Source organism: Ferrovibrio xuzhouensis, from assembly GCF_042648965.1.
Classification (GTDB): Bacteria; Pseudomonadota; Alphaproteobacteria; order Ferrovibrionales; family Ferrovibrionaceae; genus Ferrovibrio; species Ferrovibrio xuzhouensis.
Window position 1 is genome coordinate 185,280 of sequence record NZ_JBHRYJ010000001.1, and the last position, 26,068, is coordinate 211,347.

At 66.9% G+C, this 26,068-nt stretch carries 29 protein-coding genes; 13 read left to right on the forward strand and 16 right to left on the reverse strand.

Annotated features, from left to right (window positions below; translation table 11 throughout):
- The 4 genes from ACFOOQ_RS00830 to ACFOOQ_RS00845 all read left to right on the forward strand — a co-directional run bounded on the left by ACFOOQ_RS00830 (position 1) and on the right by ACFOOQ_RS00845 (position 2,978).
- Positions 1-561, forward strand: a complete 561-nt coding sequence (locus tag ACFOOQ_RS00830; RefSeq protein ID WP_379720331.1) for an ImmA/IrrE family metallo-endopeptidase — start codon at positions 1-3, stop codon at positions 559-561.
- A 198-nt stretch (positions 562-759) separates the two neighbouring features.
- Positions 760-1,245, forward strand: a complete 486-nt coding sequence (gene ybaK, locus ACFOOQ_RS00835) for a Cys-tRNA(Pro) deacylase (protein ID WP_379720334.1) — start codon at positions 760-762, stop codon at positions 1,243-1,245.
- Positions 1,246-1,318: 73 nt separating this feature from the next.
- Positions 1,319-2,140, forward strand: a complete 822-nt coding sequence (locus ACFOOQ_RS00840; RefSeq protein WP_379720337.1) for an adenylate/guanylate cyclase domain-containing protein — start codon at positions 1,319-1,321, stop codon at positions 2,138-2,140.
- Between the two features lie 61 nt (positions 2,141-2,201).
- Positions 2,202-2,978, forward strand: a complete 777-nt coding sequence (locus tag ACFOOQ_RS00845) for an SDR family NAD(P)-dependent oxidoreductase (protein WP_379720340.1) — start codon at positions 2,202-2,204, stop codon at positions 2,976-2,978.
- A 9-nt stretch (positions 2,979-2,987) separates the two neighbouring features.
- On the opposite strand, the gene ACFOOQ_RS00850 is transcribed toward ACFOOQ_RS00845, so the two are convergent.
- The 5 genes from ACFOOQ_RS00850 to ACFOOQ_RS00870 form a co-directional block, all read right to left on the reverse strand.
- Positions 2,988-3,455 (reverse strand): hypothetical protein, encoded by a 468-nt coding sequence (locus ACFOOQ_RS00850; RefSeq protein WP_379720343.1) that lies wholly within the window; start codon positions 3,453-3,455, stop codon positions 2,988-2,990.
- A gap of 12 nt (positions 3,456-3,467) precedes the next feature.
- Positions 3,468-3,755, reverse strand: a complete 288-nt coding sequence (locus tag ACFOOQ_RS00855) for a hypothetical protein (RefSeq protein ID WP_379720345.1) — start codon at positions 3,753-3,755, stop codon at positions 3,468-3,470.
- An 8-nt stretch (positions 3,756-3,763) separates the two neighbouring features.
- Positions 3,764-4,087 carry a hypothetical protein gene (locus ACFOOQ_RS00860; protein ID WP_379720348.1) on the reverse strand — a complete coding sequence of 108 codons (324 nt, stop codon included), beginning with the start codon at positions 4,085-4,087 and terminating at the stop codon, positions 3,764-3,766.
- Between the two features lie 81 nt (positions 4,088-4,168).
- Positions 4,169-6,016 (reverse strand): sodium:solute symporter family protein, encoded by a 1,848-nt coding sequence (locus ACFOOQ_RS00865; RefSeq protein WP_379720351.1) that lies wholly within the window; start codon positions 6,014-6,016, stop codon positions 4,169-4,171.
- Between the two features lie 16 nt (positions 6,017-6,032).
- A complete protein-coding gene (locus ACFOOQ_RS00870; protein WP_379720354.1) occupies positions 6,033-6,299 on the reverse strand; it encodes a DUF4212 domain-containing protein in 267 nt (88 codons plus the stop codon).
- A 152-nt stretch (positions 6,300-6,451) separates the two neighbouring features.
- Between ACFOOQ_RS00870 and ACFOOQ_RS00875 the strand changes: the two genes are divergently transcribed.
- The 6 genes from ACFOOQ_RS00875 (at position 6,452) to ACFOOQ_RS00900 (ending at position 11,331) form a co-directional block, all read left to right on the forward strand.
- Positions 6,452-7,084 carry a hypothetical protein gene (locus ACFOOQ_RS00875; protein ID WP_379720357.1) on the forward strand — a complete coding sequence of 211 codons (633 nt, stop codon included), beginning with the start codon at positions 6,452-6,454 and terminating at the stop codon, positions 7,082-7,084.
- A 4-nt stretch (positions 7,085-7,088) separates the two neighbouring features.
- On the forward strand, positions 7,089-7,841 hold the full coding sequence (locus tag ACFOOQ_RS00880) for a 3'-5' exonuclease (protein ID WP_379720360.1): 753 nt from the start codon (positions 7,089-7,091) through the stop codon (positions 7,839-7,841).
- Positions 7,834-9,306 (forward strand): DUF294 nucleotidyltransferase-like domain-containing protein, encoded by a 1,473-nt coding sequence (locus ACFOOQ_RS00885; protein ID WP_379720363.1) that lies wholly within the window; start codon positions 7,834-7,836, stop codon positions 9,304-9,306. The genes ACFOOQ_RS00880 and ACFOOQ_RS00885 overlap by 8 nt, the downstream gene beginning before the upstream one ends.
- A 215-nt stretch (positions 9,307-9,521) precedes the next feature.
- The gene (locus ACFOOQ_RS00890) at positions 9,522-9,824 is read left to right on the forward strand and encodes a hypothetical protein (RefSeq protein ID WP_379720366.1); all 303 of its coding nucleotides are present in this window, start codon (positions 9,522-9,524) and stop codon (positions 9,822-9,824) included.
- Positions 9,825-9,976: 152 nt separating this feature from the next.
- Positions 9,977-11,092 carry a YeeE/YedE thiosulfate transporter family protein gene (locus ACFOOQ_RS00895; RefSeq protein WP_379720369.1) on the forward strand — a complete coding sequence of 372 codons (1,116 nt, stop codon included), beginning with the start codon at positions 9,977-9,979 and terminating at the stop codon, positions 11,090-11,092.
- 23 nt (positions 11,093-11,115) lie between these two features.
- A complete protein-coding gene (locus tag ACFOOQ_RS00900; protein ID WP_379720372.1) occupies positions 11,116-11,331 on the forward strand; it encodes a hypothetical protein in 216 nt (71 codons plus the stop codon).
- Positions 11,332-11,355: 24 nt separating this feature from the next.
- On the opposite strand, the gene ACFOOQ_RS00905 is transcribed toward ACFOOQ_RS00900, so the two are convergent.
- The 6 genes from ACFOOQ_RS00905 to ACFOOQ_RS00930 all read right to left on the reverse strand — a co-directional run bounded on the left by ACFOOQ_RS00905 (position 11,356) and on the right by ACFOOQ_RS00930 (position 16,551).
- Positions 11,356-11,823, reverse strand: coding sequence for a cupredoxin domain-containing protein (locus ACFOOQ_RS00905; protein WP_379720375.1), 468 nt, complete (start codon positions 11,821-11,823; stop codon positions 11,356-11,358).
- Positions 11,820-13,100: a multicopper oxidase family protein gene (locus tag ACFOOQ_RS00910; protein ID WP_379720378.1), complete on the reverse strand. Its 1,281-nt coding sequence runs from the start codon at positions 13,098-13,100 to the stop codon at positions 11,820-11,822. Before ACFOOQ_RS00910 ends, ACFOOQ_RS00905 begins: the two co-directional genes overlap by 4 nt.
- Before the next feature lie 17 nt (positions 13,101-13,117).
- Positions 13,118-14,536 carry a TolC family protein gene (locus tag ACFOOQ_RS00915; protein ID WP_379720381.1) on the reverse strand — a complete coding sequence of 473 codons (1,419 nt, stop codon included), beginning with the start codon at positions 14,534-14,536 and terminating at the stop codon, positions 13,118-13,120.
- Complete coding sequence (locus ACFOOQ_RS00920) at positions 14,533-14,892, reverse strand: hypothetical protein (protein ID WP_379720384.1); 360 nt, start codon at positions 14,890-14,892, stop codon at positions 14,533-14,535. The genes ACFOOQ_RS00915 and ACFOOQ_RS00920 overlap by 4 nt, the downstream gene beginning before the upstream one ends.
- 66 nt (positions 14,893-14,958) lie before the next feature.
- Positions 14,959-15,399 carry a hypothetical protein gene (locus tag ACFOOQ_RS00925; RefSeq protein WP_379720387.1) on the reverse strand — a complete coding sequence of 147 codons (441 nt, stop codon included), beginning with the start codon at positions 15,397-15,399 and terminating at the stop codon, positions 14,959-14,961.
- A gap of 42 nt (positions 15,400-15,441) precedes the next feature.
- Positions 15,442-16,551, reverse strand: a complete 1,110-nt coding sequence (locus ACFOOQ_RS00930) for a PA0069 family radical SAM protein (RefSeq protein WP_379720392.1) — start codon at positions 16,549-16,551, stop codon at positions 15,442-15,444.
- A 125-nt stretch (positions 16,552-16,676) separates the two neighbouring features.
- On the opposite strand from ACFOOQ_RS00930, the gene ACFOOQ_RS00935 reads away from it, so the two are divergent.
- Positions 16,677-17,219, forward strand: coding sequence for a flavin reductase family protein (locus tag ACFOOQ_RS00935; RefSeq protein WP_379720395.1), 543 nt, complete (start codon positions 16,677-16,679; stop codon positions 17,217-17,219).
- Between the two features lie 9 nt (positions 17,220-17,228).
- Here the strand turns inward: ACFOOQ_RS00935 and ACFOOQ_RS00940 are convergent, their stop codons facing one another.
- The 5 genes from ACFOOQ_RS00940 to ACFOOQ_RS00960 form a co-directional block, all read right to left on the reverse strand.
- The gene (locus ACFOOQ_RS00940) at positions 17,229-17,678 is read right to left on the reverse strand and encodes a GNAT family N-acetyltransferase (RefSeq protein WP_379720398.1); all 450 of its coding nucleotides are present in this window, start codon (positions 17,676-17,678) and stop codon (positions 17,229-17,231) included.
- 120 nt (positions 17,679-17,798) lie between these two features.
- On the reverse strand, positions 17,799-18,338 hold the full coding sequence (gene moaB, locus ACFOOQ_RS00945) for a molybdenum cofactor biosynthesis protein B (RefSeq protein WP_379725283.1): 540 nt from the start codon (positions 18,336-18,338) through the stop codon (positions 17,799-17,801).
- Between the two features lie 71 nt (positions 18,339-18,409).
- Complete coding sequence (locus ACFOOQ_RS00950) at positions 18,410-20,224, reverse strand: lytic transglycosylase domain-containing protein (RefSeq protein ID WP_379720401.1); 1,815 nt, start codon at positions 20,222-20,224, stop codon at positions 18,410-18,412.
- A 155-nt stretch (positions 20,225-20,379) separates the two neighbouring features.
- Complete coding sequence (locus ACFOOQ_RS00955; RefSeq protein ID WP_379720404.1) at positions 20,380-21,618, reverse strand: MFS transporter; 1,239 nt, start codon at positions 21,616-21,618, stop codon at positions 20,380-20,382.
- Between the two features lies 1 nt (position 21,619).
- The gene (locus ACFOOQ_RS00960; protein WP_379720407.1) at positions 21,620-22,471 is read right to left on the reverse strand and encodes a uracil-DNA glycosylase; all 852 of its coding nucleotides are present in this window, start codon (positions 22,469-22,471) and stop codon (positions 21,620-21,622) included.
- Positions 22,472-22,626: 155 nt separating this feature from the next.
- Here ACFOOQ_RS00960 and ACFOOQ_RS00965 point away from each other — a divergent pair, with 155 nt between their 5' ends.
- Both ACFOOQ_RS00965 and ACFOOQ_RS00970 read left to right on the forward strand, forming a co-directional pair.
- Positions 22,627-24,273, forward strand: a complete 1,647-nt coding sequence (locus tag ACFOOQ_RS00965) for an electron transfer flavoprotein-ubiquinone oxidoreductase (protein WP_379725286.1) — start codon at positions 22,627-22,629, stop codon at positions 24,271-24,273.
- Between the two features lie 5 nt (positions 24,274-24,278).
- On the forward strand, positions 24,279-26,066 hold the full coding sequence (locus ACFOOQ_RS00970; protein WP_379720410.1) for a tetratricopeptide repeat protein: 1,788 nt from the start codon (positions 24,279-24,281) through the stop codon (positions 26,064-26,066).
- Positions 26,067-26,068 lie beyond the last annotated feature (2 nt).

Below are 26,068 nucleotides of genomic sequence, written 5' to 3' on the forward strand. Positions count from 1 at the left end.
GTGCGCCACGGATTCAAAGCTAAAGCGGAACGCCTTTCGGCCGCCGCCCGGGAGGAATTGTCGCTTGGCCCTTTGGAACCCCTAGACCCATGGGCATACGCAGACTCTAAAGGCGTCATTGTCCTGGAATTTGATGCTCTGGACCTAGGCGCCCAGCACAAAACTCATCTCACCCAAGTCGATGGCGATAGCTGGTCCGGCTTGACCATTCAGCAAGATGGGTTCACGGCGATCCTTATTAACCCTAGTCACGCTAAAACCCGCCAGCGCAGCACGCTAACCCACGAACTCGCGCACCTTCTGCTGCTACACGTCCCCGCAAGGGTGGAAGTCTCTTCAACGGGCGTCCTCCTGCTCAGTGACTATTCCGAAGAACAGGAAAGCGAGGCGGATTGGCTTGCTGCTGCACTGCTGCTGCCGCGGGAAGGCCTACTGCGCCGACGCAACAGAGGGGAAGCCAGCATCGAAATAGCCAACTACTACGGTGTCAGCGAAAAGCTATGCACTTGGCGCATCCGTATGACTGGTATCGATGTCCAGTTGAGGCGTTCGCGACGCTGATCGCGACGTCCAAATCGAATAAGGCAAGCAGACGCAGATTATGCCCGCTGGCTGTCTGGCAAAGTCATTTTATGCTCAATTCAAAATCAAATTATGTCTCACGGTGACGGCATAACCGCTTGAATTTACTTGGACGTCGGTGTCACTTTATGGGGTCACCGACACAGACGTACCTGTTCAGACCTATCGGACCCCGTGATGTCAAAAACCACGCCGGCGACGAAAATGCTGACCGATGCGGGGGTCGCCTTCTCCGTCCATACCTACGACTACGACCCCGGCGCCGACCGGATCGGGCTGCAGGCCGCCGAGGCCTTGGGCCAGCCGCCCGAGCGCGTGCTCAAGACCCTGATGGCGCTGGTCGACGGCAAGCCGGTCTGCGTCATCCTGCCGTCGGACCGGGAAGTGTCGATGAAAAAGCTCGCCGCAGTCTTCCGCGGAAAATCGGCGCAGATGATGAAGCCTGCCGATGCCGAGCGGCTCACCGGCTACAAGGTCGGCGGTATCAGTCCCTTTGGCCAGAAACGGAAAGTACCGACCGCCATCGAGGCCGGGGCCATGGCGCATCCGCAGGTTTTCATCAACGGTGGCCAGCGCGGACTGCAGGTCTGCCTCGCCCCACTGGCCGCACAGCAGGTGCTGGGTGCCATCGCCGCCGCCCTGGTGACCGAACAGGGCGTCTGATCACAAAAGCGGCGGATTCCCCCTGCATGGCTGCCGTTACCCGATGTATACTGGCGGCCAGAGCGAGATGACCATGACCGATGCCGCCGCCCCCAACCTGCGCCGCAAGCTGACGACGATCTTCTGCGCCGACGTGCAGGGCTACAGCACCCTCGTCGAAGCCGATGAGGTCGGCACCGTCAACCGCCTGAAACAGTATCGCGCAGTGATGACGGCCGAGATCGAGCGCCATCACGGCCGGGTCATCAACACCTGGGGCGACGGCCTGCTGGCGGAATTCGGCTCGCCGGTCGAGGCGATGTTCGGCGCGGTGGAGACCCAGCGCCGCGTCGCCACCCTGAATGCCGGAACGACAGACGCGCCACCGATGCAGTTCCGCATCGGCATCAACCTCGGCGACGTGATGATCGACGGCGACGATATCTACGGCGAGGGCGTCAATATCGCCGCCCGGCTGGAATCGCTGGCCGATCCGGGTGGCATCTGCATCTCGGGCACGGTGTTCGAGCAGGTGCGCAAGAAGCTCGATATCGGCTTCAGCTTCATGGGGCCGCGCGAGATCAAGAATATCGCCGAGCCGGTGCCGGCCTACCGCGTGCTGCTCGACGGAGCCGAGGCCGCACCCCGGCCGGCCGAGGCGACACCGGCACCCGGGGCCGCCCCTGTACCGACGGAAAAGCCGAAGGATATTGCCGCGCGCCTGCATGCCTGGCGCCGCCTGGTCTGGCGCTTCGGTGTCATTCTCGTTTTCCTCGTCATCATCAACCTGGTGACCAGCCCGAGCCATATCTGGTTCTTCTGGCCGATGCTCGGCATGGGCCTCGTCCTCGCCCTGCGCTATCCCAGCGAGGCCTTCCCCGAGGGCCTGCGGCGGTCGCGTCGCTCCGGCGACTGACCCCTGCCGGGCCGAACGATTTTCCAATAAGCCGCCCGCCCCGGCGGGCTATGCTCGGCCGATGACGTCTTCCACTTCAGAATCCCCACACGGTTTTGCCGGCAAGGCCGTGCTGGTCACCGGCGCCACATCCGGCATCGGCGCTGCCACCGCGCTGGCATTTGCCCGCCGCGGCGCCAACCTGCTGCTGGTCGGCCGCGACCGCGACCGTGGCGCAGCGGTCTGCCGGGACTGCACCGGCCATGGTGTGCGGGCGCTGTTCCATGCCGCCGATCTCGCCCGGCCCGAAGAAGTGCGCGGCGCGGTTGCCGCCGCCATCGAGGCCTTCGGCCGGCTCGATATCGCCTTCAACAATGCCGGCTACCAGGAGCCGCGCGCGCCACTCGCCGCGCAGCCCGATGCGGCCTACGACCAGGTCTTCGACACCAACCTGCGGGCCTTGTTCCATGCCATGAAGGCTGAGATCGCCCAGATGCTGCAACAGGGCGGCGGTGTGATCGTCAACAACGCCTCGGTCAGCGGCCTGCGCAATCCCAATCCCGGCCTGTCGCTCTACGCCGCCTCCAAGGCCGCGGCGATCTCGCTGACGCGTTCGGCGGCGATGGAATACGCGCCCGCCGGCATCCGCATCAATGCCATCTCGCCGGGCCGCGTGGTCACGCCGATGATGCTGGGCTCGAAGATCGCCGACATGGCGGCCGTCGCCGCCGGCCTGCCGCTGCGCCGCATGGGCCAGCCCGAGGAAGTCGCCGAGGCCGTGTTGTGGCTGGCATCCGACGCGGCCTCCTTCGTGGTCGGCCACAATCTCTGCGCCGATGGCGGCTTCATGGCGCAGTAACCTGCCCCGTTACGGCATTGTCCTGAAGGCTTCGATCTCACGGTGCCGGCCGGTCACGAAGCCGACCGCCTGATGCACCACGCCATTTTCCCAGCTGCCCGGCATCAGCCAGAGCAGCAGCGCGAAACACCAGAAGCCGACCGCCATCGCCATCGCATAGACGGCATAGCGCAGATAGATCTCGCGCAGGGTCCCCGTGATGAGGCGCTGCGCCTGTTCCGGCCGCAGTTCGATCTGCCGGTTCAGCAGCAGCCAGACCTCGGTCTTGCGGTACGAGACATGGAGCACCCGGCCGGCTTTCAGCAGCAGAACGCAGGCCGCCATCATGGTGAGGATCGCACCGGCCTTGGTCGATTGCAGCGGATCGGCGATCAGGCCGATCATCACGCACCAGATCGCCAGGGCGGCGAAGAAGCAGGCGCGCCCGACCGATTGTGACGCCAGTGCCCGGACCCGCTGTTCGATGGGTTCCGGCATGGCGCGGCTCCGTCAGGCCAGACCGGGCAGGGTCAGCAGGATGGCGGCGCCGAGCCACACCAGCATCGAGACCACGTCGCTCTGCTGCCGGCCGGATACCCGCTCGAACAGGGCAGCCGGCACGCCGGACAGCACCAGCGTCGCGACCGACACGATCAGCGAGGTGCCATAGAAGACGGCGATCGCCGACCGCGGCGCGAATTCCGGCATCCAGACCGGCGACAGCAGGAAGACCACCGGCACCGCCGGCGACACGAAGCCGTTCAGCAGCGTGACGCCCAGTACGGCAATGAACAGCATGCGCGGGTTCACGACGCACCACCGTTCAGGGCCGGCGCCATGCCGTTCACCGCAAAGGCGAAATGCGCCACATACCGCAGGGCGAAGGCCCAGAAGGCCGTCACCAGTGGCATGAAGCGCGGATTGACGAAGCGCGGGGTGATGAAGTCCGTCAGCCATACGGCCCAGCCGGTCAATTGCCTGAACCAGCGGAAGATATAGTTCGGGTGGTCCGGCGGCAGGAATGCCGACATCAGGAAGCGGCCGATGCAGGTCCAGCCGACAATCGCCAGGCCATAGGCAACCACCCAATAGGGCAGGTAACTCCAGAAGAAATCCGACTGCGCCGCCATGCCGAAACCGCCTTTACACCACACAAAGAAAGACGGCGGGGATCATAACGATCCCCGCCGCCCCTGAACAGGCCGCTGGAACTAGTGGCCGACGGCGTCTTCGGCGCGCGCCAGCTTCACCTCGCCCCGCGGGATGCGGATACTGTCGATGAAGTCCTGCATCTCCTTCGATGGCGCCGTGGTCATCATGCTGACGACATAGGTGACGATGAAGGCCGCCGGAATGCCGAACAGACCGCAGGAGATGTTCTTGATGCCGAACCAGAGCGGTGCCCCGTAGAACTGGGTGGTGATCAGGTAGTAGAGGCAGACGCCATAGCCGGCGACCATGCCGGCAACCGCGCCGGCGTTGGTCGTCCGCTTCCACCAGATTCCCATGACCAGCGCCGGGAACAGCCCCGAAGCGGCAATCGAGAACGCCCAGGCCACCATCGCCAGGATCGTCGACGGCTTGGTCGAGGCGACCCAGGCGGCGAGGATGGCCACGACGACCAGCAGCGTCCGGCTGATGATCAGCCGGCGCTTGGTCGGCGCATGCGGATCGATCATCCGGTAATAGATGTCGTGACTGAGGGCGTTGGCGATGGCGAGCAGCAGGCCATCGGCGGTACTCAGCGCCGCCGCCAGGCCACCGGCGGCGACCAGGCCGGCGATGACATAGGGCAGTCCGGCAATCTCCGGCGTCGCCAGAACGATGGCGTCGGCGGCGATCTTGAACTCGCTGAGCTGCAGGATGCCGTCGCCGTTGCCGACGACGCCCTTGCACATCGCGTAGATAGTAGCCGCGTTCGGTGCGTCGCAGGCACCGACCAGGCCGATATCACCCCACGAATGTACCCATGCCGGCAGCGAGGCCACCTGGGCACCGATCACGTTCTGGTACACTTCCAGCTTGGCGAAGGCCGCATAGGCCGGCGCCGTGAAATACAGCAGGAAGATGAAGAACAGGCTCCAGGCCACCGACTGCCGCGCCTCACGCACGCTCGGCGTGGTGAAGTAGCGCATCAGGATATGCGGCAACGACGCCGTGCCGACCATCAGACAGAGGATCAGCGCGAAGAAGTTGACCGCATCGATGAAACTGGTTTCGCCCTTGGCATTGGCAAAGACCGCCGTATGGCCCTTGACCACGCCGATGGTTTTTTCCAGTACCTCGATCTTTTCCAGGGCCTGGCCGTACATCAGCTGCGGGATCGGCACGCCGGTCACTTTCGCCGACAGGATGACCACCGGGATCAGGTAGGCAACGATCAGGATGATGTACTGCGCCACCTGGGTCCAGGTCACCGCCCGCATGCCGCCGAGCATCGAGCAGACCAGGATGCCGGCAAGCCCCACGAACACCGCCACCTCGAAGGAGATGCCGAGGAAGCGCGAGGCGATGATGCCGACGCCGAAGATCTGCGCCGTCACGTAAGTGAACGACGCCGAGACCAGCACGATCACGCCGCAGAAGCGGGCCAGGTTGCCGCCGTAGCGGGCGCCGAGGAAGTCGGGCACCGTATACTGGCCGAACTTGCGCAGGTAGGGCGCCAGCAGGATCGACACCAGCAGGTAGCCGCCGGTCCAGCCCAGCACGAAGGCGAGGCCGTCGTAGCCGAGCAGGTAGAGCGAGCCGGCCATGCCGATGAAGGACGCCGCCGACATCCAGTCGGACCCGGTGGCCATGCCGTTGTAGAAGGCTGGCACCTTGCGGCCGGCGACATAGTACTCGCCCATTTCCGCGGTGCGCGACAGGATGCCGATCAGCGCGTAGACGCCGACCGTCAGGAACACGAACAGATAGCCGATGATCCGGTTCGATACGCCCATCTGTTCGAGGATGGCGAGGAAAATGACGAAGGCGGCAAAGCCGCCGGTGTAGATGCCGTAGATCTTGCCGAGGTTGTCGATAAAACTCCGACCCCCGCCTTGTGTATTGTTTGCCATGATGGCGTCCCCCTCCCTATTCGTCTTCCGCGACGCCGAATTCCTCGTCGATCGCGTTCTGCTTCGAGGCGAACCAGAACAGCGAGATGACGAAGACGATCAGCGAGCCCTGCGCGGCCATGTAGAAGCCGAGCGGAAAACCGATGATGCGGATAGTGTTAAGCTGCGGCGCGAAGAAGTGGATCACGAAGCTGAAAAAGAACCAGATTCCCAGCATGGTCCACATCAGGCCGGACGTTCGTGTCCAGTAGGCCTGTGCTTTTTCGGGTGATAGGTCAGACATGCAAGCGCTCCTGCCCCTTTGAGTTATCGTTATGGCGGAACCTGCGATCTGATTGATTCGCCTGCCCCGCATCTGACAGAATGAAAAATACGGGATAAACGTCAGGCCTTCGCATTAGACAAACGTCGAAGGCGCCGGAGGGAGCAGTCAGGATGGGCGTTACACAACCAGGTTTGCTGCAGCGCACCAAAGCGTTCTTTTTCCCGCCCGGCGTCGCCAGCCTCGCGGAACTCGAAGCCTTCGTGACCGGTGAGGCCGCCTATCTGGCGCAGAAGACAGTCTTCGGCTATTGCCGCGTCAAGACGGTCACCAATTTCGAGAAGCTGATGACCGAGCCGGCGTTCCGCGACGGCGTCGAGCTGTGCCGCTGGGAGGCCTATGCCGGCACGCTCGGCGATACCCTCGTCCTGGTGGAAGGCTATCTGCGTCCGGACGACCCTGCTTTGCGCGAGGCGCTCGCCGACCGCATCGCCGGCCTCTATCCATTCTGGCTCAATGGCCATGTGCCGCCGCATCGGACCGACTGGACCGATCGCCTGGAAGCTTTTGCCGCACGCTTCCGTGCCGCACGCATCGCGCCGCCGGTGTCGCCCGATGCGGCGGTGCAGGAGACGGCGGTCCTGATCCACACGACCGTACCGCTGCATGACCGCCTCAAGCGCAACGACCGCGAGGTCATCCTCGGCGACCTGCGCCTGCATGCCCTGGCGATGCACAGCCAGATGCTGAAGCGCTTCGACCGTGCCGCGCTGACGGCGGCCCTGCTGGCGGACGGCGGCAGCTGACGCCATGCGCCAGCGGCTGATCGGTGGCATCGGCCGCCTGCTGGCCGGCATGCGCAGCCCGCCGCGCGCCCTGCCCGCGCATCCTCTGCTGCCGGCCGACGAGCCGCTGGCCAGCCTGCCGGTCGTGGTGCTGGATACCGAAACCACCGGCCTGAACGTGCGGCGTGATCGCATCGTCTCGCTCGGCGCCCTGCAATTGCGCGGCGGCCATCCCGAAGCCGTGCCGGCGCTCGACTATCTGGTACATCCCGGCGTGAAAATCCCGGCCCGCTCCAGCGCCATCCACGGCCTGACCGACGCCAGCATCGCCTTTGCGCCGCCGTTTGCGCTGGTCGCGCCGGCCCTGCTGGCCTACTGGCAGCGCCGCGTGCTGGTCGGCCACAACATCGCCTTCGATCTCGCCATCCTGCGCCATGAGGCCGAGCGTGTCCGCCTGCCTTTCCGGCCGCCGGCCGCCGTGCTCGATATCGGCCTGCTCTATGCCGGGCTGCGACCGCGGGTTGCCAGCATCACGCTGGAAACCGTCGCCGAGGATTTCGGCGTCGCCATCGACGGCCGCCATACCGCGCTCGGCGATGCCGAAGCGACGGCCCGCATCTGGACCCGCCTGCTGCCGGCACTCGGCCAGGCCGGTGTTGCCACGCTCGGCGCCGCACGCGCCCTGATGGCGCGGCAACGCGACCTGCTGCACAGCCAGGGACGGATCGGCTGGGCCGTCGACGACCTGCTGCCGCCGGGCGGTCCACGCCATGGCTGACCATGACCCCATGATGCCGGTGCATCCGGCCGACCTCGAACCCTATCGCCGCCGGGTCGCCGAGGTGATGCGCAAGCCCGCCTGCGACATCGCCGCGGATGCGACGCTGGCCGAGATCGCGCAGCGCATGGCCGATGACGAGCGCGGCGCTCTGCTGGTGCGCAACCGCTATGGCCAGCATGCCGGGATCCTGACCGAGCGTGACGTCACCCGCGCGCTCGGCCGCCACGGCGATGCCGCCCTGCGGCTGACCGCGGCCGACATCATGACCGCCGATATCGTGGCGATCAGCGAGACAGCCTTCGTCTTCCGCGCCATCGGCCGCATGCGGCGGCTGAACCTGCGCTACCTGCCGGTGACCGACGATGCCGGCCGCTATACCGGCATGGTCTCGGCCCGCGCCCTGCTGCGGCTGCGTGCACTGGAAGGCCAGGTGATTGCCGATGGCCTCGATGTCGCGCGCAACGCCGCCGAACTGGCCCGCGCCCGTGCCGCCCTGCCCGATCTGGCCGCCACCCTGCTTGGCGAGGGCAGCCGTGCCGTCGAGATCGCCGCCGTGATCAGCGGCATCTATGCCGATATCACCGCGCGCGCCGCTGCCATCGTCGAGGCGGAGATGACAGCGGCCGGCGAACCGCCGCCGGCGCCCTGGTGCATGCTGATCCTCGGCTCCGGCGGCCGCGGCGAGAGCCTGCTCAGCCCCGACCAGGACAATGCCATCATCCATGCCGGCAGCACCGAGGATGACGGCTGGTATGCCCGCGCCGGCGAGCGCATCGCCGCCCTGCTCGACGAGGCCGGCATCCCCTACTGCAAGGGCGGCGTGATGGCGAAGAATACCGGCTGGCGTGGCAACCAGGGCCAGTGGCGATCCCGCGTCACCGACTGGATCCGCCGCCCGGCGCCGGAAGCCCTGCTCAATGTCGACATCTTCTACGACCTGCGGCCGGTGCATGGCGCGCTCAGGCTCGGCGAGGCTTTGCGCAACGAGGCGCTGGCCGCTGCCCGTGGCAGCCGTGCCTTCCTGCGCCTGCTGGCCGAACAGACGGCGCAGATCCATCCCGCCATCGGCCTGTTCGGCCGCCTGCGCGAGAAGGAAGGCCGCGTCGACCTTAAGCTCGGCGGCCTGCTGCCGCTGGTCAGCGCCGCGCGGATGATGGCGCTCGCCCGCGGCATTGCCGAAACCGGCACCGGCGCCCGGCTGCGCGCCGTCTGCGCCGGCCCGCGCAGCCCGCTCGGCGACGAGGATCTCTCACGACTGGTCGACGCCCATGAACTGCTGCTGACCCTGGTGCTGCGCCAGCAGATCGCCGACCTTGCCGCCGGCCGCGCACCGGGCAGCCGGGTCGATACCGCGGCCCTGCCGAAACGCGACCGGGCGCGACTCAAGGCGGCCCTGAAGCACATCGCCCTGCTGCCCGAGATGGTACAGGACGTGCTGACCGAGACTCCGGTCGCCGGCTGAGTCACCAGCCGACTCGCGTCGAGCCGGTTGTATCAGCCGTCCCGGAACGCCCGCACCGGCAGCGGACGGCAACCGGAGCTTGCTGCTGCGAAAAATCCGTTTCCATCCCATCTTGTATTTGCCGCCGCTCCGGCGTTTCCCGATGGACGGCCGGCCGTAACACCACATAAAACAAAGGAAAGCGGCATAATCGCTGCTGCCCGAGGATATCGAGCATGACCGACTTTCTGGCAATTCTGGGCTTCTGGCTGATCGGGATTCCCGGCATCGTGCTGGTCGGCCTGATGGCACGCAGCGCCGAGCGCCGCCGCAGCCTCGCCTATGAATGGAATACCGGCGAACTGACCCGGCGCAAGAAGCGCATGGAAACGATGGAAGTCGAGACCCGGGAATACCATCGCAAGATCGCCGAACTGATGCTCGACATCGCCCGCCTGGAAGCCCGCGTCGGCAAGCTGAACGACATCGTCAACGAGCGCGGCAGCATCAAGAAGACAGCGACCAGGCCCGCCGCGTAATCCCGCCCCCGTCCCCGGGCCGGCCAGCGCCGGGATATCCCGGCAATAAATCCGCGGACCAGGGGGGACAGCCTTCCCTGATTGACCCGTATCAAGGCCCTGCCGGCGCCAACCGTCATGATGGGCTCCGGATCTGACCACCGGGGCCGTCCATGGACCTCTCCTTCCTGACCGAACGCCTGATTGCCCTAGCCGGTGAAACCGGTGCCGCGGCGCTTGGCGGCCTGGCCATCGGCATGGTGTTCGGCATCGCCGCCCAGCAGAGCCGGTTCTGCCTGCGCGCCGCCACGGTGGAATTCGGCCGGGACTGTCTGAAGGCCGGGCTGCGGCCCGGCGGCATCGGGCCGCGCAGCTCGGTCTGGCTGCTGACCTTCGGCACGGCCCTGTTCTGGACCCAGGCGCTGCGCGTCGCCGGCCTGCTTGATCTCTCCGAGGCCCGCATGCTGGCGGTACCCGGCTCGATTTCCGGCGCGCTGATCGGCGGCCTGATGTTCGGCTGCGGCATGGTGCTGGCGCGCGGCTGCTCGGGCCGCATGCTGGTGCTGGCGGCGACCGGCAACCTGCGCTCGCTGCTGTCCGGCCTCGTCTTTGCCGTCACCGCGCAGATGTCGCTGCATGGCCTGCTCGCCCCTCTGCGCGCCACCATCGCCGGCTGGTGGACCACGGCGTCCTATACCGGCGGCCGCAATATCGAGATCGCCGCCTGGCTCGGTCTCGGCGACAGCGCCGGGCTCGCGCTCGGACTGCTCGCCGCCATCACCGCGCTGATCTTCGCGATCCGCAACCGGGTCGGTATCCGCGTGCTGGTCATGGCCTCCGGCGTCGGCTTTGCCATCCCGCTCGCCTGGGTCTTCACGACTGCGCTGTCGCAGGCAAGCTTCGATCCGGTCACCATCGAGGCGATCACCTTTACCGGCCCTTCGGCGGAACTGCTGATGGCCGTGCTGGAGCCCGCCCGCCGGCCCGATTTCCAGACCGGCCTGGTGCCCGGCGTCTTTCTCGGCGCCTTTCTCGCCGCCCTGGTCACCCGCGAGCTGAAGCTGCAGGGCTTCGAGGGTGCCGCCTCGATGCGCCGCTATCTGCTGGGTGCGGCGCTGATGGGCATGGGCGGCATGCTGGCCGGCGGCTGCGCCATCGGCGCCGGGGTCAGCGGTACGTCCGTCCTGTCGCTCACCGCCTGGATCGCGCTCGCCGCCATGTGGGCCGGCGCGATGGCGACCGATGCACTGGTGGATGCGCCAGCCGCGGCCATTGCCATGCCATCCTAACGCAAGCCATCTGGAGTACCCCGATGACCACGCCCTATGAACTTGTCAGCCGTCATGTCGCCGCTCTGCTGGCGGAGGCACAGGCAGCTTCGATCCCGCCCGAGACCGTGGCCGGCACCCTGATCACGGAAGCGGTGCGCATCCTCAAGCAGCATCGCAAGCCCGACGACATCCGCTCGGAACTGATGTTCGTGATCGACAACCTGGAAGACCGCGACTACGAGTTCATGCGACCGTAAGCCGGCTCTCGGCGGCCGGCGCCGCTATTCGACGATCACGACACCCCGCATGCCGCCCTCGAAATGGCCCGGAATCAGGCAGGCGAAATCGACCTGCCCCGGCCGGGTGAAATGCCAGAGCAGTTCGCCCTCGTTCCACGGCGATACGGTGACCGCATTGACTTCCCGGTGCATCATGCCGGGGTGCCGGCGCATCTGCTCGGCATGGGCCTGTAATGCGGCCATATCGCCAATGACGAATTCATGGTCGCGATAATCGGAATTGCTGAACACGAAACGGACGGTTTCGCCGCGTCGGACCGTGATGCGGTCGGGGATAAACCGCATCGGTTCCGCCATCTCGATCCGCACGACCCGTGCCGGTGTGCCGGGGCGTCCGGGCTGACCGGTCGGCGCACCACCATGGGGTTCCGGCCCATGCGCCGCGACCGGCCCGGCGAGCAGCAGGCCAGCGACAATCGCGCCGGCGGCAACCAGGCGCCGCCGGCTCATGACCCGGTCCATTCGCGGGCCACGGTGCCCGGCGGGTGCTTGTACCAGCCGGGATCGCGGTAATCGCCGGACGCGAGCCCGTCGCGCACCTTCACCACGCTGAACATGCCACCCATCTCCAGCGGTCCGAACGGCCCGGTGCCGGTCATCATCGGCAGGGTGTTTTCCGGCAGCGGCATCTGCATCGCCCCCATATCGGCCATGCCGCCGGCGCCCATTGCCATGTAGCCCGGGATCAGCGTCGCTGCCTTTTTCATCGCCGCCGCTTGGTCGACGCCAATCATGGTCGGCACGGTATGGCCCATGGCGTTCATGGTGTGATGCGCCTTGTGGCAGTGGAAGGCCCAGTCGCCCGGCACATCGGCATCGAATTCCACCGCCCGCATGGCACCGACCGGAATGTCGGTGGTGACCTCGGGCCATTGCGCCGAGGCCGGAACCCAGCCGCCATCGGTGCCTGTCACCGAGAAGCTGTAACCATGCAGGTGCATCGGGTGGTTGGTCATGGTCAGATTGCCCATGCGGATGCGCACGCGGTCGCCGCGCCGCACCGCCAGATGGTCGATGCCGGGGAACACCCGGCTGTTCCAGCACCACATGTTGAACTCGGTCATCGTCGCCACCCGTGGCGTGTAGGTGCCGGGATCGATGTCGAAGGCATTGGCAAGAAAGGCGAAGTCGCGGTCGACGCGGCGCTGCGCCGGATCGCGCGGATGCACGATGAACAGGCCCATCATGCCCATCGCCATCTGCACCATCTCGTCGGCATGGGGATGGTACATGAAGGTGCCGGCGCGGCTGACGGTGAACTCGTAGACGAAGGTTTTGCCCGGCGGGATCTGCGGCTGGGTCAGGCCGCCGACGCCATCCATGCCGCAGGGCAGATGCAGGCCATGCCAGTGCACCGCCGTATGCTCGGGCAGCTTGTTGGTGACGAAGATGCGGAGCTGGTCGCCCTCGACCGCCTCGACGGTCGGCCCCGGCGACTGGCCGTTATAGCCCCACAGGTTGGCGGTCATGCCGGGCGCCATCTCGCGGGTGACCGGTTCGGCGACGAGATGGAATTCCTTCCAGGCGCCGTTCATGCGCCAGGGCGCCGACCAGCCGTTCAGCGTGACGACCGGGTGGAACGGCCGGCCGCTCGGCGGCGTGGGCGGCGGCGCCGTGCCGGGCCCGACCGGATAGGCCGGCTCGGGCAGGGCTGCCAGGGCGGAACGGGCGACAGCCGCGGCGCCGAGCATGGCGCTGCCGGCGATCAGATTGCGACGGGTGATCATGGCGGAGCTCCTCGGGATCAGTTGCGGGCGGCAAGCGACAGGGCGGGAGCGCTGTCGGGGCGGCCGGTATCGGCAAGGGTGACGAAGCGCAGGCTGGTCTCGGCCAGCCAGAAGTCGCGCTGGGCGGCAATCGCCTCGGTGACGCTGTCGACCTGCTCGCGGGCATCGCCCAGCAGGTCGAAGGCGCTGACCAGCATGCCGTTGTAGCGCAGCAGCATCTCGTCGGAGATTTTCTGGCGCAGCGGAATGATCTCGTCGCGGTAATGCCGCGCCAGATCCCAGGCGGTCTGGTATTCGCCGTAGCTCTCGCGCAGTTCCGAGCGCAGGTTGACCGCCTGCTCGGCCAGCCGGTCGACCGCCTGCATGTAGGTCTGCTCGGCATGGGCGACCTTGGCATCGCCCCAGTCGAACAGCGGCACCTCGAGACGGATTTCATAGCCGGTCTGGCGCGACTGGCCGGAGAGGCTGTTGCGGTAGTAGCTGGTCTCCAGCACGTTGATGACCCGCGTGGTGCGGGTCAGGCCAAGCGAGGCGGCCAGCCCGGCCACTTCCGCCCTGCCGGCCCGGATATCCAGCCGTTCGGCCAGCGCCCTGGCTTCAAGATCGCCGGTATCCTGCAGCGCCGCCGGCAGGTCGGGCAGGCGTTCGGGCAGGGTGAAGGCAAGATCGCCGCCATACAGCCCGAGCAACCGCACCAGCCGTTCGCGTTCGGCCGCCGCCGAAAGCTTCGCCCGGGCGATGCGGGCCACCGTCTCGGCATAGAAGGCCTGCTCACGCGCATAGTCGAGCAGGCTCCAGTTGCCGGTGCGGCGCATGCGACGGGCAAGATCGACGCGGGCCTCGGCGGCATCCTTCACCTGCCCCACATAGACGGCCGCCTGCTGCGCCGCCACCGCGCGGTACCAGGCCTGCCGCACATTAGCGGCGGTGACGAGAATGTCGTTGGCGGCTTTCAGCTTGGCCTGCTCGAAGCGGCGCTTCTCGATGGCATGGCGGATCGGCAGGGTCAGCACGCCCATGGCGTCGAGGCTGAACTGCCGCTCGATATCCAGATCTCCGTTGCTGCTGAGCCGCTTGAAGCTGAAACCCGGATTGGGCAGCCGGCTCGCCTGGGCAAGATCGGCGGCGCTGAGGCCGAGCTCGGCGTAGCGCGCCTGCAGGCCGCGGTTATTGAGCAGCGCGATCTCGACGGCGTCGTCGGGATCGAGCGGCTTCTGCAGCAGGGCGGCGACGCGGGCCTGCGCCTTCGCGCGATCCTCGTCGCTGCGGATCCAGACCGGCTGGCGGCCGAGCGCGGCGCCGGCGGTCTGCGCCGCCTCGTCAAAGCCTTTGCCGGCAATGCTGTCGGCGCAGCCGGCCAGCAGGGCGGCGGCCAGCAGGACAAGGCCGAGCCGGCCAGCGGTGGGCCGGGGCGCGGATAGAGACACCCGTATCATGGCGACCTCCCTAGTGCCGGTGTGGCCGGTGCCATCGGCATGGTCATGGGCATTTGCATCGGCATGTTCATGCCGGGCTGCATTGCGCCGTGATCCATCATGCCGTGGTCCATCGGCATGGCCATGCCGTCTCCGGCAGTCTGGGCCTGTTGCCATGGATCGCGCGCGTCCGGCGCAAAGGCCTGATAGCCGGCAAAAGCGGAATCCGGCGCCGACACGGCCGGACTGGCGGTGGTGGTCCGAAGTTCAGGCAGGGCGGGATCGGCGGCGGCACAGCCGGCCGCGACGAGGGGCAACAGCAGGGCGGCGGCCGCCAGACGGCGTGCGGGCCCCGCAGGTTTACGGAAAACGGGCATCACTGGCCTCATGCATCGGTGAAACGACGGAATGCCGGCGCGGAATTGCCGCCGGCAGGCGGTCGGTCAGATGCTGGGCGGACGCAGGGGCGGATGACTGCGCCGGGTCAGGCGCAGGCCGGGGACATCGGCCGGTTGCACAACGGCGGCCAAGCGCGGCCGCAGCGGCACGGCGGACGGCAGCAGCACCGCCTGCACGAAGATGCAGGTATCGCAGGCGGCACAGCCGGTCTTGCAGGGATGATCGGCGGCCTTCACCGGCATAGCCGGGCGGACGGCCGCATCAGGACCGCCGGCATGATGGGCGGCACAGTCATCCGCAGCTTCATGGCCGCCTTGCATTGTGGCCTGCATTGTGGCGACCGCCACCCCGGCCGACACGGCCAAGGCCAGCGGCGGCACGACAACCAGCGCCAGCAGCACCAGAGCCAACAGCAACGGGGCCGCCAGCACACGTGCCGCCAGTCTGTGCAGGGCAAACCGTCTATGCAGGGAAAGCCGCATCATCCGATCAGCATAGAGCCTGCCCATATGGGAAGGTCAAGAGCCTCAGAACAGCCGACCCTGCCGGGCGTCGGCCGGCGGCGGCCGGAACAGGTCGCTGCGCAGGCGCAGCCGGCGCTCGTTCATGCCGAGCCTTTTGACCGCCAGCGCGAACCGCTGGGCCAGCAGTTCGGCATAGACGCCCTCGCCGCGCATGCGGCCGCCGAACTGCGGCACATAGTCCTTGCCGCCGCGTGCCTCCTGCACCAGCTTCATCACCCGGCTGGCACGGTCGGGATAGTTCACCTGCAGCCATTCGCGCCACAGCTCCTTCAGTTCCCAGGGTAGGCGCAGCATCACCCAGCCCGCCTCGCGGGCACCGGCGGCATGGGCCGCCTCGAGGATGCGTTCGAGTTCCATATCGTTGAGTGCCGGGATCATCGGCGCCGTCATCACCCCGGCGGGAACCCCGGCTTCGTTGAGCAGCCGGATCGCCTCCAGCCGTTTCGGCGGCGTCGACGCCCGCGGCTCCATGGCGCGCGCGAGTTTGCGATCGAGCGTGGTGACCGAGAGGAACACCTTCACCAGGCCGAGCTTCGCCATCTCGGACAGGATGTCGATATCCCGCGTGACGAGGAAATTCTTGGTCACAATCCCGAGCGGATGCCGGGTCTCCAGCAGGACTTCGAGGATGCTGCGGGTGATCTTCTGCTCGCGCTCGGTCGGCTGGTACGGATCTGTATTCGTCCCCATCGACAGCGTCGCCACCTTGTAGCCCTTCGCCGCCAGTTCCTGGCGCAGCAATGCGGCCGCGCGCGGCTTGATCACGATCTGCGTCTCGAAATCCAGCCCGGGCGAGAAGCCGAGATAGGCATGGCTCGGCCGTGCAAAGCAGTAGATGCAGCCATGCTCGCAGCCGCGATAGGGATTGATCGAACGGTCGAAGGGAATGTCAGGCGACTTGTTCCAGGCGATGATGTGCCGCGTGCTGTCTTCATGCAGCACGGTCTTCAGCGGCTCGGCCTCCTCCAGATTGTCCCAGCCGTCATCCTCGGCCTGGCGCGTCTCGCTGTCGTAGCGACTGCGCACACTGGAGATGGCGCCGCGGCCGCGCCGGGCATCAGGATGCGCATGATCGGCGGCGGTGGAAATGGCGCGGGCGACGACCTTTTTCATGGCCGTGACCCTGCCATAGCAATGAGAACATTTCAAGAATAATGATTATAATAGGATTTTCACCCCATGCTTTCCCTTGATCTGCCGCAACCACGGCCGATCCCGTTGGCGCTAGCCTGCTCTGCATGGCCAAGCTGAAGCCCCTCCCCCTCGGCAATGTCTACCAGCTGCTGGAACCCGGTCCCGTGGTGCTGCTGGCCACGGCGACGAAAGCCGGCCGCCCCAATGTCATGACCATGTCGTGGCACATGATGATGGAATTCACCCCGCCGCTGGTCGGCTGCGTGGTCTCGAGCGGCAATCACAGCTTCGCGGCGCTGCGTGCCACCAGGCAATGCGTGATCGCAATCCCCGCACGCCGCCTGGCAGCCAAGGTGGTGAAGGTCGGCAATTGCTCGGGCCGCGACACCGACAAATTCTCGAGCATCGGCCTGACGCCGCTGCCGGCGGCGCAAATCACCGCGCCGCTGATCGGCGAGTGCTTCGCCAATCTCGAATGCCGTGTCGTCGATACGCGGATGGTCCCGCGCTACAACATGTTCGTGCTGGAAGTCGTGCAGGCCTGGACCGATCCGGCGCAACAGAATCCCAAGACCATCCACCACCAGGGCTGGGGACGCTTCGCCGTCGATGGCCGCGTCATCACGCTCAAATCCGACAAGGCCTGAAGGCGGCGCCTACAGCTCGATATTGTAGCGCACGAAGGGCGCCCGCTTGGCGACGCGCTCGTACAGGCGCCGTGCCGTGCCGTTGAATTCCTCGGTCTGCCAGTAGAGCACGGCGGCACCCTTGGCCTTCGAGGCCTCGGTGACCGCGGCGATCAGGCGGCGGCCGATGCGCTGGCCGCGCGCCGCCGGCACCACGAAAAGGTCCTGCAGATAGACATTGCCGCCGATGCTCCAGGTCGACGCATGATGCAGATACTGCACCAGGCCGAGCGCCGTGCCGTCCGCAGCCACCGCCAGCAGCCCCTCGATGGGATTGGCGGGATCGAGCAGGCGCTTCCAGGTGAATTCGGTGGCGGCCTGCGGCACGGTCTTCTCGTAGAAGGCCAGATAGCCGAGCCACAACGGCTCCCACAGCGTGCGGTCACTGGCGGCGACGGGACGGATCACGATATCGGACATGGATCGGGACTTTCCTGAACTGGACTGAAGCGAGCTTCCGATTACCCCAGCAGCGGCCCCCATGTCAGCGCCAGATTGCGCGAAACCCGTAGAGCCAGTTCATAGGGCGGCCGGCGGCCGTTACTTGCGGCGCTCGTGCTCGCGCAGGCGCGGAAACAGCTCGACGAAATTGCAGGGCTTGTGGCGATAGTCGAGCTGGTCCTTCAGGATCATGTCCCAGGCGTCCCTGCAGGCCCCGGTCGAGCCGGGCAGCGCGAACAGATAGGTGCCCCTGGCCACGCCGGCGGTGGCGCGCGACTGGATCGTCGAGGTGCCGATCTTCTGGTAGCTGAGCATGCGGAACAGCTCGCCGAAGCCGGGGATCGATTTCTCGTACAGGCCCTCGAAAGCTTCCGGCGTCACATCGCGGCCGGTCACCCCGGTGCCGCCGGTCGAGAGCACCACGTCGATGGTCTCGTCCCCGATCCAGTTCATCACCTGGGCGCGGATTTCCGCCACATCGTCGCGCACGATGGCCCGCGCCGCGAGGATATGGCCGGCCCCGGTCAGCCGTTCGGCCAGCGTGTTGCCGGATTTGTCATCGGCTTCCGTGCGGGTGTCGGAGACGGTGAGCACGGCAATGCGCACCGGCACGAACAGCCGCCTGCCGTCGACATCGATGAAAGACCGATCACTTGAAGATTGGGGAGCAACGGTCACGGAAAACCTCCTGCCGGTAAGACCGGCAGAGTTTACTTCCGCTGCGCGGTGCGTGTCACGTCGGGATCAAAGGCGCGGTAGACCGGCCAGCCGCCGGTCATCGCCTGGGTCACGCTGGTGTCGGGCTGGCCGATGCGGATGCGATAGATCCAGTAGTTGGTCAGCACGCGCTCGACGAAAACCCGCGTCTCGCTGAGCGGGATGGTCTCGATGAACAGCAGCGGATCGGCCGAGATGTCGGGATTGGCGCGCAGCCATTTCTGCAGGTTGCCCGGGCCGGCGTTATAGGCCGCCGCCAGGTACATCAGGTTGCCGTTCACCATCGGCATTTTCAGCAGGGTCTGCAGATAGCGCTGGCCGAGGTCGATGTTGTATTCCGGCGCAAACAGCTTGTGGCGGCTGCGCTTGCTGCGCAAGGACCGGTCGCCGGCCACCGCGCCGGCGGTATTCGGCATCAGCTGCATCAGGCCGGCGGCGCCGACCGGGCTCATGGCACGGGCGTTGAAGGCGCTTTCCTGACGCATGAAGGCGAAGACGAGCGCGCGGTCGACGATATAGCCGTCATCCGGCTCCCACGGCGGCAGCGGATAGAGCGCATGGTCCCAGCTCTCGCCCTTCACATTGTACCAGGCGACGCCGATGCGCATGGCGGCGGCCGGGGTCTGCATGCGGCTGACCAGGGCGAGCAGGTTGCCGGCCAGATCGTCGCTGGCCTGGGCGAACAGGCGGGTCATCTCGCGGTCGGCCAGCGCGGCCTCGCCGATCTCGCTGAGCGCGGCGGCGCGGCGCACGGCGGGAATCTGCATCAGCTTCTTCACCTGCGCATCGTCGAGCGGCGGCGGCCGCCACGACAGCGGCGAATCCTCGCCGAGCTGGGCCAGGCTGAGCTGACCATAGAAGGTGCGCTCCTCGCGGGCGCCGACTTCGAGCAGGCGGATCGCTTCCGACGGCTGGCGCAGGCGCAGCATCACCCGCGCACCCCACCAGGCACCGGCGGCACGGTCCCAGCCGAGCGCCGCCTTGTTGAAAGCGAGATGCTCGAAATGATGGCCGGCATTGTCGTAGCGGCCGAGCCGCCAGGCAGCGAGACCGGCGACCCAGTCGGCCTCCGGCACCAGGTCGCGCGAGCGTTGGGCGGCCGGCGCGGCCAGCGCCAGCGCCTTCTCGTCGTCGCCTTCGAGAATCCACATCCAGGCCAGCCGGCGGCGCCAGTCGTCGTACTCCGACTTGCTCATCTTGGCGCGCAGGCCACGCTCGTCCAGCATCTCGCCGGCGCGGGTCAGCTGGTCGCGGCGCAGCAGGTCATTGAACTGCCCCGCCGCATGGGCGATGGCGCGGGCATGGGCGGGATCGCGCTCCTTCGGCTGCGACCGCCGGCGCGTGGTGGCGACGAGGCCCGGGTCGCCGTCGAAATCGCCGAGATCGGCGCCGACGGGCGCCAGCGGCGCCCTGTCGCGGCGGCCTTTCTTCTTCAGCGCGAGATGATAGATCTCGTCGGCGCCGGGCAGGTTGCGGTATTCGCGCAGCCAGGCAGCCAGTTCGCCATAGGAACTGTAATAGGCGGTCGGATGCATGTAGCGCTGATGCAGCACATGGCCCATCAGCAGTCTGTCATGCAGCTGGTGGATGATGCGGTCGGCATCCTTCCAGTCGCCATCGGCCTGCAGGTCGAAAATGCGCTGGTAGCGGTCGATGTCGGCATCCGAGAGGACGGACGGCAGTTGGTAGTCGGCGGCAGCAGTGGCCGTCGCCGGCGCGGGCGACAGCGTCTCGCGGGCCACCTGCTGGGCAGAGGCGCCGGGAATCGTGGCAAGGCCAAGGGTGGTAACTGCGAGACAGGCGAGCACACGGGCACCCCACCCACCTCCCCGTCCACCCCGGCGGGTCTGGCTGGCAGTCAGTCGCATCGCTGCCTCGGATAGCCCAAGAATGGTTAAGGAACAAGTAATTACGGCCTGTCGCGACCAGAAACAACCTGTGGTTTTATTGGAACAGTGACGGTTCAGGTCGTCAGCCGCGCCGGCAGGCGCGCGACGATGATGGCGGCAACGAAGCAGCCGGCGGCGCAGACCACGATCGGCCAAGTGTAGCTGCCGGTGGTATCGAAGGCCCAGCCGGCCAGCGTCGGGCCTGTCAGCGTACCAAAGGCCACCGAGGTATAGAGCACGCCGATCACCGACGAGGCCGCGCGCAGGCCGAACAGGTCGACGGCGTAGGCCGGCACCAGGGCGACGAAGCCGCCGTAGAACAGCCCAAAGGCCAGCGCGAAAATTGCCAGGGTCCAGAAGCCGGTGGCAGTCAGCCAGTAGAGCAAAGCCAGCCCGGTCAGCAGGATCACCAGGGCGACCGCCCGGCCCCGCCCCATGCGGTCGGCGGCGCCGCCGAGCACGAAACGGCCAAGCGTGCTGCCGACCCCGATCAGGCCGACCAGCCAGACGCCTTCCAGCCGGCTGAGGCCATGATCGCGGGCAAAGGGCGCCAGATGCACGAAGGGCACGAAGGTGCCGAGGCAGCACAGGCCGGCCCCGAGATAGAAGCGCCAGAACACCGGATGGCGCAGCACGACGCCGAGCGGCAGGCCCGGCGGCGGTCCGGCCGGGGTGGTGGTCTGCGGCGGCTGCGCCGCGCCGTCGGGCAGCAGGCTCATCTCGGCCGGACTGCCGCGCAGCAGCAGCACCGCGACGGCCCCAAGGAGCAGCACGCCGATACCCAGCACCACATAGGCATTGCGCCAGCCGTACTGGTCGATGACGAAAGCAGCCAGCGGCGGTGCCGCCATGGTGCCAATGCCGATGCCGGCGACCGCCCAGCCCGAGGCCTGGCCGCGGCGCAGGATGAACCAGCGCTGCACCGTGCCGATGGCCGGCACATAGGCAAAGCCGACACCGACGCCGATGCCGATGCCGTAGAAGACCACGATGGCGGCGAGGCTGTCGGCGAAACTGGCGGCGATCATGCCAAGCCCGGTGCAGGCCATGCCGAAGCCGACCACAAGACGCGGGCCGAAGCGGTCGGCCAGCGGGCCACTGACGGCGCCGAGGATGAAATAGAGGAAACCGGCGGCCGAGAAGACCAGCGACACGGTGGCGCGCGAGGCGCCGAAGGTATTGCTCAGCGGCAGGAAAAACGCCGGAAAACTATAGGCGGCGCCGAAGGCGCCGAACATCACCAGGAAGGCCGCCAGCACCACCAGCCAGCCGTAGAACAGCGGCCGGGCGCCGCCGAGGCTGACCTCGCTCATCTCAGCGCTCCAGCTCGGCGAGCTTTTCCGCCAGCATCAGCATGTCATGCCAGGCCTCGCGCTTCACGCCGGGCTGGCGCAGCAGATAGGCCGGATGCAGCAGCGGCATCGCCGGAATGACCAGATCGTCGCGGCGGTATTCCTGCCAGCGACCGCGGATGCGGGTGATGCCCTGGGTGGTGCCGAGCAAGGTGGCCGCAGCATGCTTGCCGGCACAGGCGATCAGCTTCGGCCGCACCAGCGCGATCAGCCGTTCGATGAACGGTTTGCAGGCAAGGATTTCCTCGGTCGAGGGGTCGCGGTTGCCCGGCGGCCGCCAGAACAGGATGTTGCTGATGTAGACGGTATCCTCGTCGCGGCCGATCGCCTTCAGCATGCGGTCGAGCAGCTGGCCACTCTCGCCGACGAAGGGCTTGCCCTGCGCGTCTTCATCGCGGCCGGGCGCCTCGCCGATGATCATCAGCGGTGCCGCCGGATTGCCGCGCGCCATCACCGTGTTGGTGGCGGTGGCCTTCAGGCTGCAGCCGTCGAAGGCTTTGATGGCGGCTTCCAGTTCGGCAATGGTATTGCAGGCCGCCGCCGCCCGGCTGGCCGCACTTTCCGCCTCCTGGGCGGAGAGTACCGCCCGGGCTGCCGCGGCGGGCGGCATCGGCGTGGGCCGACCGGCCGCCGGGACGGGTGCGGATGCTCGCGCCCCCGCCACGGGACCGCCACGATCTGCCGGCAGACTGGTGGCTGCCGGGCGGGCCGCCGGCGCAGGTAGACTCGTCCGGTCGACCGGCTGGTCGCCGATCGCCTCGTCGCAGCCCGCCTCTGCATAGAACAGCAGCACGTCGAGCAAACTGGGCGTCAAATCAGTGGCTTCCGTTACGTTCATGGGGCGGGACAGGGTGTGGCGCCGTTGGCTTGACCCCCATAGTCTGGTAAGCAGACAGGCAGCGTCAAGCAAAGACGCCCTGAATAAAAAAAGACCCGCTGCAGAGGTGCCCCGTGTCCGAACGTGAATCGATGGAATATGACGTGGTGATCGTCGGTGCCGGCCCGGCCGGGCTGGCTGCGGCGATCCGCCTGAAGCAGCTTGCTGCCGACCAAGACCATGACGTTTCGGTCTGTGTGATCGAAAAGGGCTCGGAAGTCGGCGCCCATATCCTGTCGGGCGCGGTGATCGATCCGGTCGCGCTGAACGAGCTGATCCCGGACTGGCAGGCCAGGGGCGCGCCGCTGAACACGCCGGTCACCGATGACCGCTTCATGATCCTGACCGCGGCGAACCATATCGGCATTCCGAATTTCGCCCTGCCGCCGCTGATGAGCAATCACGGCAACTACATCGTCTCGCTGGGCAATGTCTGCCGCTGGCTGGCGAGCCAGGCCGAGGAGCTCGGCGTCGAAATCTTTCCCGGCTTCGCCGCCGCCGAGGTGCTGTACGGCGACAAGGGCGAAGTGGTCGGCGTCGCCACCGGCGACATGGGCATCGGCCGTGACGGCGAACACAAGGCGAGCTATACGCCGGGCGTCGAGCTGCGCGGCAAATACACCCTGATCGCCGAGGGCGTGCGCGGCTCGCTGGCCAAGGGCCTGATGCAGAAATTCAATCTGCGCGACGGCGTCGATCCGCAGAAATTCGGCATCGGCATCAAGGAGCTGTGGCAGATCGATCCGGCGAAGCACAAGCCCGGCCTGGTGATGCACACCCAGGGCTGGCCGCTCGACAATATGACCGGCGGTGGCAGCTTCATGTATCACCTGGAAGACAACCAGGTGGCGGTCGGCTTCGTCATCCATCTGAATTACCAGAATCCGTATCTCTCGCCGTTCGACGAATTCCAGCGCTTCAAGACGCATCCGTCGATCGCGCCCTTCTTCGCGGGCGGCAAGCGGATTTCCTATGGTGCCCGCGCCATCAACGAGGGCGGGCTGCAGTCGATCCCGAAACTGACCTTCCCGGGCGGCGCGCTGATCGGCTGTTCCGCCGGCTTCGTCAACCTGCCGCGCATCAAGGGCAGCCACAATGCCATGAAAACCGGCATGCTGGCCGCCGAGGCCGCCTTTGCGGCGCTGAAGGCCGGTGCGGCCGGCGGCGATGAACTGGCGGCATATCCGGCGGCTTTCCGCGCTTCCTGGTCCTTCAAGGACCTGTGGAAAGTGCGCAACGTCAAGCCGGGCATGAAATACGGCATGTGGATCGGCACCCTGCTGGGCGGCATCCATATGTGGCTCAACGACCTCGGGCTGGGCTTCCTGGTGCCGTGGACGACGCATCACACCAAGGCCGATCACGAGAGTTTGAAGCCAGCGAAGGACTGCAAGCCGATTGCTTATCCCAGGCCGGATGGCAAGATCAGCTTCGACAAGCTGTCATCGGTCTTCCTGTCGAATACCAACCACGAGGAAGACCAGCCGATCCACCTGAAGCTGAAGGATCCGACGATCCCGATCGCCAAGAATCTGCCGCTCTACGACGAACCGGCGCAGCGCTACTGCCCGGCCGGCGTCTACGAGGTCCTGCGCGACGACGACGGAAGCCATCCGCGCTTCCAGATCAATGCGCAAAACTGCGTCCACTGCAAAACCTGCGACATCAAGGATCCGGCGCAGAATATCAACTGGACCGTCCCTGAGGGGGGCGGCGGTCCGAATTACCCGAACATGTGAGACCGATGGCCACAGATCGCAGCACCCATGACTTTCCCCTCCGTCCCACCGATCCGCGGCCGCGCCGCCTGAGGCAGCGCCCTGCCCTCGGCAAGGCGCTGCTGCTCGGCGCCTTGCTGCTGCCGCTCGCCGCCTGCGGCGGCCATGGCGGCATGATGACCGGCTCGCCCCGGGGCGGCGATGGCCTCGAATCGCCCTACGGCAGTTTCCTTGCCGCCCGTCACGCGCGCATCACCAACGAGAACGGCCTGGCCGCCGATTATTACCTGAAGGCCCTGCAGGAAGACCCGGACAGCTCGCTGCTCGCCCAGGGCGCCTTCCTCGCCCTGCTGGCCGACGGCCGCGTCGCCGAGGCCACCACGCTGGTGCCGGCGCTGCGCCAGCATAATCCCGGCGACTATCTGCCGCGCATGACCGACGCCGCCTCGCACATGCTGGCGCGCGATTATGATGGCGTGCTGAAGCTGGTGGCCGACGGCCCGAATACCGGCATCCATGCCGCCTTCAATCCGCTGCTGGCGGCCTTTGCCTATGCCGGCAAGGGCGACGCCGACAATGCCATGGCCAACCTGCAGAAGCTGGAGCGGCATCCGCTGCTCAGCGGCGTGGTCGCGCATCTCAAGCCGCTGATGCTCGACATGCTGAACCAGGTCGAGCCGGCCGATGCCGCCTATCGCGAGGCCATCGATGGCACCGAACGGCCGGGCACCCGGCTGGTCGGCGCCTATGCCAGCTTTCTCGAACGCCATGGCCGCGCTGGCGACGCCCGCCAGTTGCTCAACCAGCAGCTGGCGCTCAATCCCGACAATCCGATCCTGCTGCATGCCCTGAAGCAGTTCGAACCCGGCAACAAACAGGCGCCGGTGCCGCTGCTCAGCAACGCCGTCGACGGTCTCGCCGAAGCGATGTTCGCCTCGGCGTCGGCCTTCGGCCGCGGCGACGGCGGCGAGCTGGCCGAGCTGCACCTGCAGCTGGCGCTGTTCCTGCGCCCCGACCTCGACGACGCCCGCATGCTGCTCGGCGACATTTACGAAAGCCGTGACCGCTGGCAGGACGCCCTGCGCGCCTACAGCGCCGTCTCGACGAACTCGGCCTATACGGAGACCGCCAGGCTGCGCGCCGCCTGGTGCATCAGCGAGCTCGGCCGGCCCGATGAAGCCGTGCGCGTGCTGAAGGCGGCGGCTGCGGCCGATCCGAAAAGCCCGCGGCCACTGCTGACGCTGGCCGATCTCTACCGCCAGCGCGAAAGCTGGGACGATGCGGCGAAATACTACACGGCGGCACTTGCCAATATCGACCATGTCGAACCGCGGCACTGGACCATCTTCTTCGGCCGCGGCATCGCCTATGAGCGCGCCAGGCAGTGGGACAAGGCCGAAGCCGACATGCTGAAGGCGCTCGAGCTGCAGCCGGACCAGCCGTCGGTACTGAACTACCTCGGCTATTCATGGGTCGACATGCACCGCAACATGGAGCAGGCCACCCGCATGATCGAGCGGGCGGCGGCGCTGCGCCCCAATGACGGTGCCATCATCGACAGCCTCGGCTGGGCGCTGTACCGCCAGGGCCGCTATGGCGACGCGGTGAACCAGCTGGAGCGTGCCGTCGAGCTGCGCGGCGGTGACGCCGTGATCACCGACCATCTCGGCGACGCCTACTGGCGGGTCGGCCGCCACGAGGAAGCCCGCTTCCAGTGGCGCCGCGCACTCGGGCTGAAACCCGAGCAGGAGCTGCAGCTGCAGCTGCAGCGCAAGGTCGACAGCGGGCTCGATCCGGTCGCGGCCAAGAACTGAGC

Excerpts from the sequence above, each read along its gene's own strand:
- ybaK (WP_379720334.1), top strand. The coding sequence starts at position 760 with ATGTCAAAAACCACGCCGGCGACGAAAATGCTGACCGATGCGGGGGTC.
- ACFOOQ_RS00840 (WP_379720337.1), top strand. The coding sequence starts at position 1,319 with ATGACCGATGCCGCCGCCCCCAACCTGCGCCGCAAGCTGACGACGATC.
- ACFOOQ_RS00845 (WP_379720340.1), top strand. The coding sequence starts at position 2,202 with ATGACGTCTTCCACTTCAGAATCCCCACACGGTTTTGCCGGCAAGGCC.
- ACFOOQ_RS00850 (WP_379720343.1), bottom strand. The coding sequence starts at position 3,455 with ATGCCGGAACCCATCGAACAGCGGGTCCGGGCACTGGCGTCACAATCG.
- ACFOOQ_RS00855 (WP_379720345.1), bottom strand. The coding sequence starts at position 3,755 with ATGCTGTTCATTGCCGTACTGGGCGTCACGCTGCTGAACGGCTTCGTG.
- ACFOOQ_RS00860 (WP_379720348.1), bottom strand. The coding sequence starts at position 4,087 with ATGGCGGCGCAGTCGGATTTCTTCTGGAGTTACCTGCCCTATTGGGTG.
- ACFOOQ_RS00865 (WP_379720351.1), bottom strand. The coding sequence starts at position 6,016 with ATGGCAAACAATACACAAGGCGGGGGTCGGAGTTTTATCGACAACCTC.
- ACFOOQ_RS00870 (WP_379720354.1), bottom strand. The coding sequence starts at position 6,299 with ATGTCTGACCTATCACCCGAAAAAGCACAGGCCTACTGGACACGAACG.
- ACFOOQ_RS00875 (WP_379720357.1), top strand. The coding sequence starts at position 6,452 with ATGGGCGTTACACAACCAGGTTTGCTGCAGCGCACCAAAGCGTTCTTT.
- ACFOOQ_RS00880 (WP_379720360.1), top strand. The coding sequence starts at position 7,089 with ATGCGCCAGCGGCTGATCGGTGGCATCGGCCGCCTGCTGGCCGGCATG.
- ACFOOQ_RS00885 (WP_379720363.1), top strand. The coding sequence starts at position 7,834 with ATGGCTGACCATGACCCCATGATGCCGGTGCATCCGGCCGACCTCGAA.
- ACFOOQ_RS00890 (WP_379720366.1), top strand. The coding sequence starts at position 9,522 with ATGACCGACTTTCTGGCAATTCTGGGCTTCTGGCTGATCGGGATTCCC.
- ACFOOQ_RS00895 (WP_379720369.1), top strand. The coding sequence starts at position 9,977 with ATGGACCTCTCCTTCCTGACCGAACGCCTGATTGCCCTAGCCGGTGAA.
- ACFOOQ_RS00900 (WP_379720372.1), top strand. The coding sequence starts at position 11,116 with ATGACCACGCCCTATGAACTTGTCAGCCGTCATGTCGCCGCTCTGCTG.
- ACFOOQ_RS00905 (WP_379720375.1), bottom strand. The coding sequence starts at position 11,823 with ATGAGCCGGCGGCGCCTGGTTGCCGCCGGCGCGATTGTCGCTGGCCTG.
- ACFOOQ_RS00910 (WP_379720378.1), bottom strand. The coding sequence starts at position 13,100 with ATGATCACCCGTCGCAATCTGATCGCCGGCAGCGCCATGCTCGGCGCC.
- ACFOOQ_RS00915 (WP_379720381.1), bottom strand. The coding sequence starts at position 14,536 with ATGATACGGGTGTCTCTATCCGCGCCCCGGCCCACCGCTGGCCGGCTC.
- ACFOOQ_RS00920 (WP_379720384.1), bottom strand. The coding sequence starts at position 14,892 with ATGCCCGTTTTCCGTAAACCTGCGGGGCCCGCACGCCGTCTGGCGGCC.
- ACFOOQ_RS00925 (WP_379720387.1), bottom strand. The coding sequence starts at position 15,399 with ATGATGCGGCTTTCCCTGCATAGACGGTTTGCCCTGCACAGACTGGCG.
- ACFOOQ_RS00930 (WP_379720392.1), bottom strand. The coding sequence starts at position 16,551 with ATGAAAAAGGTCGTCGCCCGCGCCATTTCCACCGCCGCCGATCATGCG.
- ACFOOQ_RS00935 (WP_379720395.1), top strand. The coding sequence starts at position 16,677 with ATGGCCAAGCTGAAGCCCCTCCCCCTCGGCAATGTCTACCAGCTGCTG.
- ACFOOQ_RS00940 (WP_379720398.1), bottom strand. The coding sequence starts at position 17,678 with ATGTCCGATATCGTGATCCGTCCCGTCGCCGCCAGTGACCGCACGCTG.
- ACFOOQ_RS00955 (WP_379720404.1), bottom strand. The coding sequence starts at position 21,618 with ATGAGCGAGGTCAGCCTCGGCGGCGCCCGGCCGCTGTTCTACGGCTGG.
- ACFOOQ_RS00965 (WP_379725286.1), top strand. The coding sequence starts at position 22,627 with ATGGAATATGACGTGGTGATCGTCGGTGCCGGCCCGGCCGGGCTGGCT.
- ACFOOQ_RS00970 (WP_379720410.1), top strand. The coding sequence starts at position 24,279 with ATGGCCACAGATCGCAGCACCCATGACTTTCCCCTCCGTCCCACCGAT.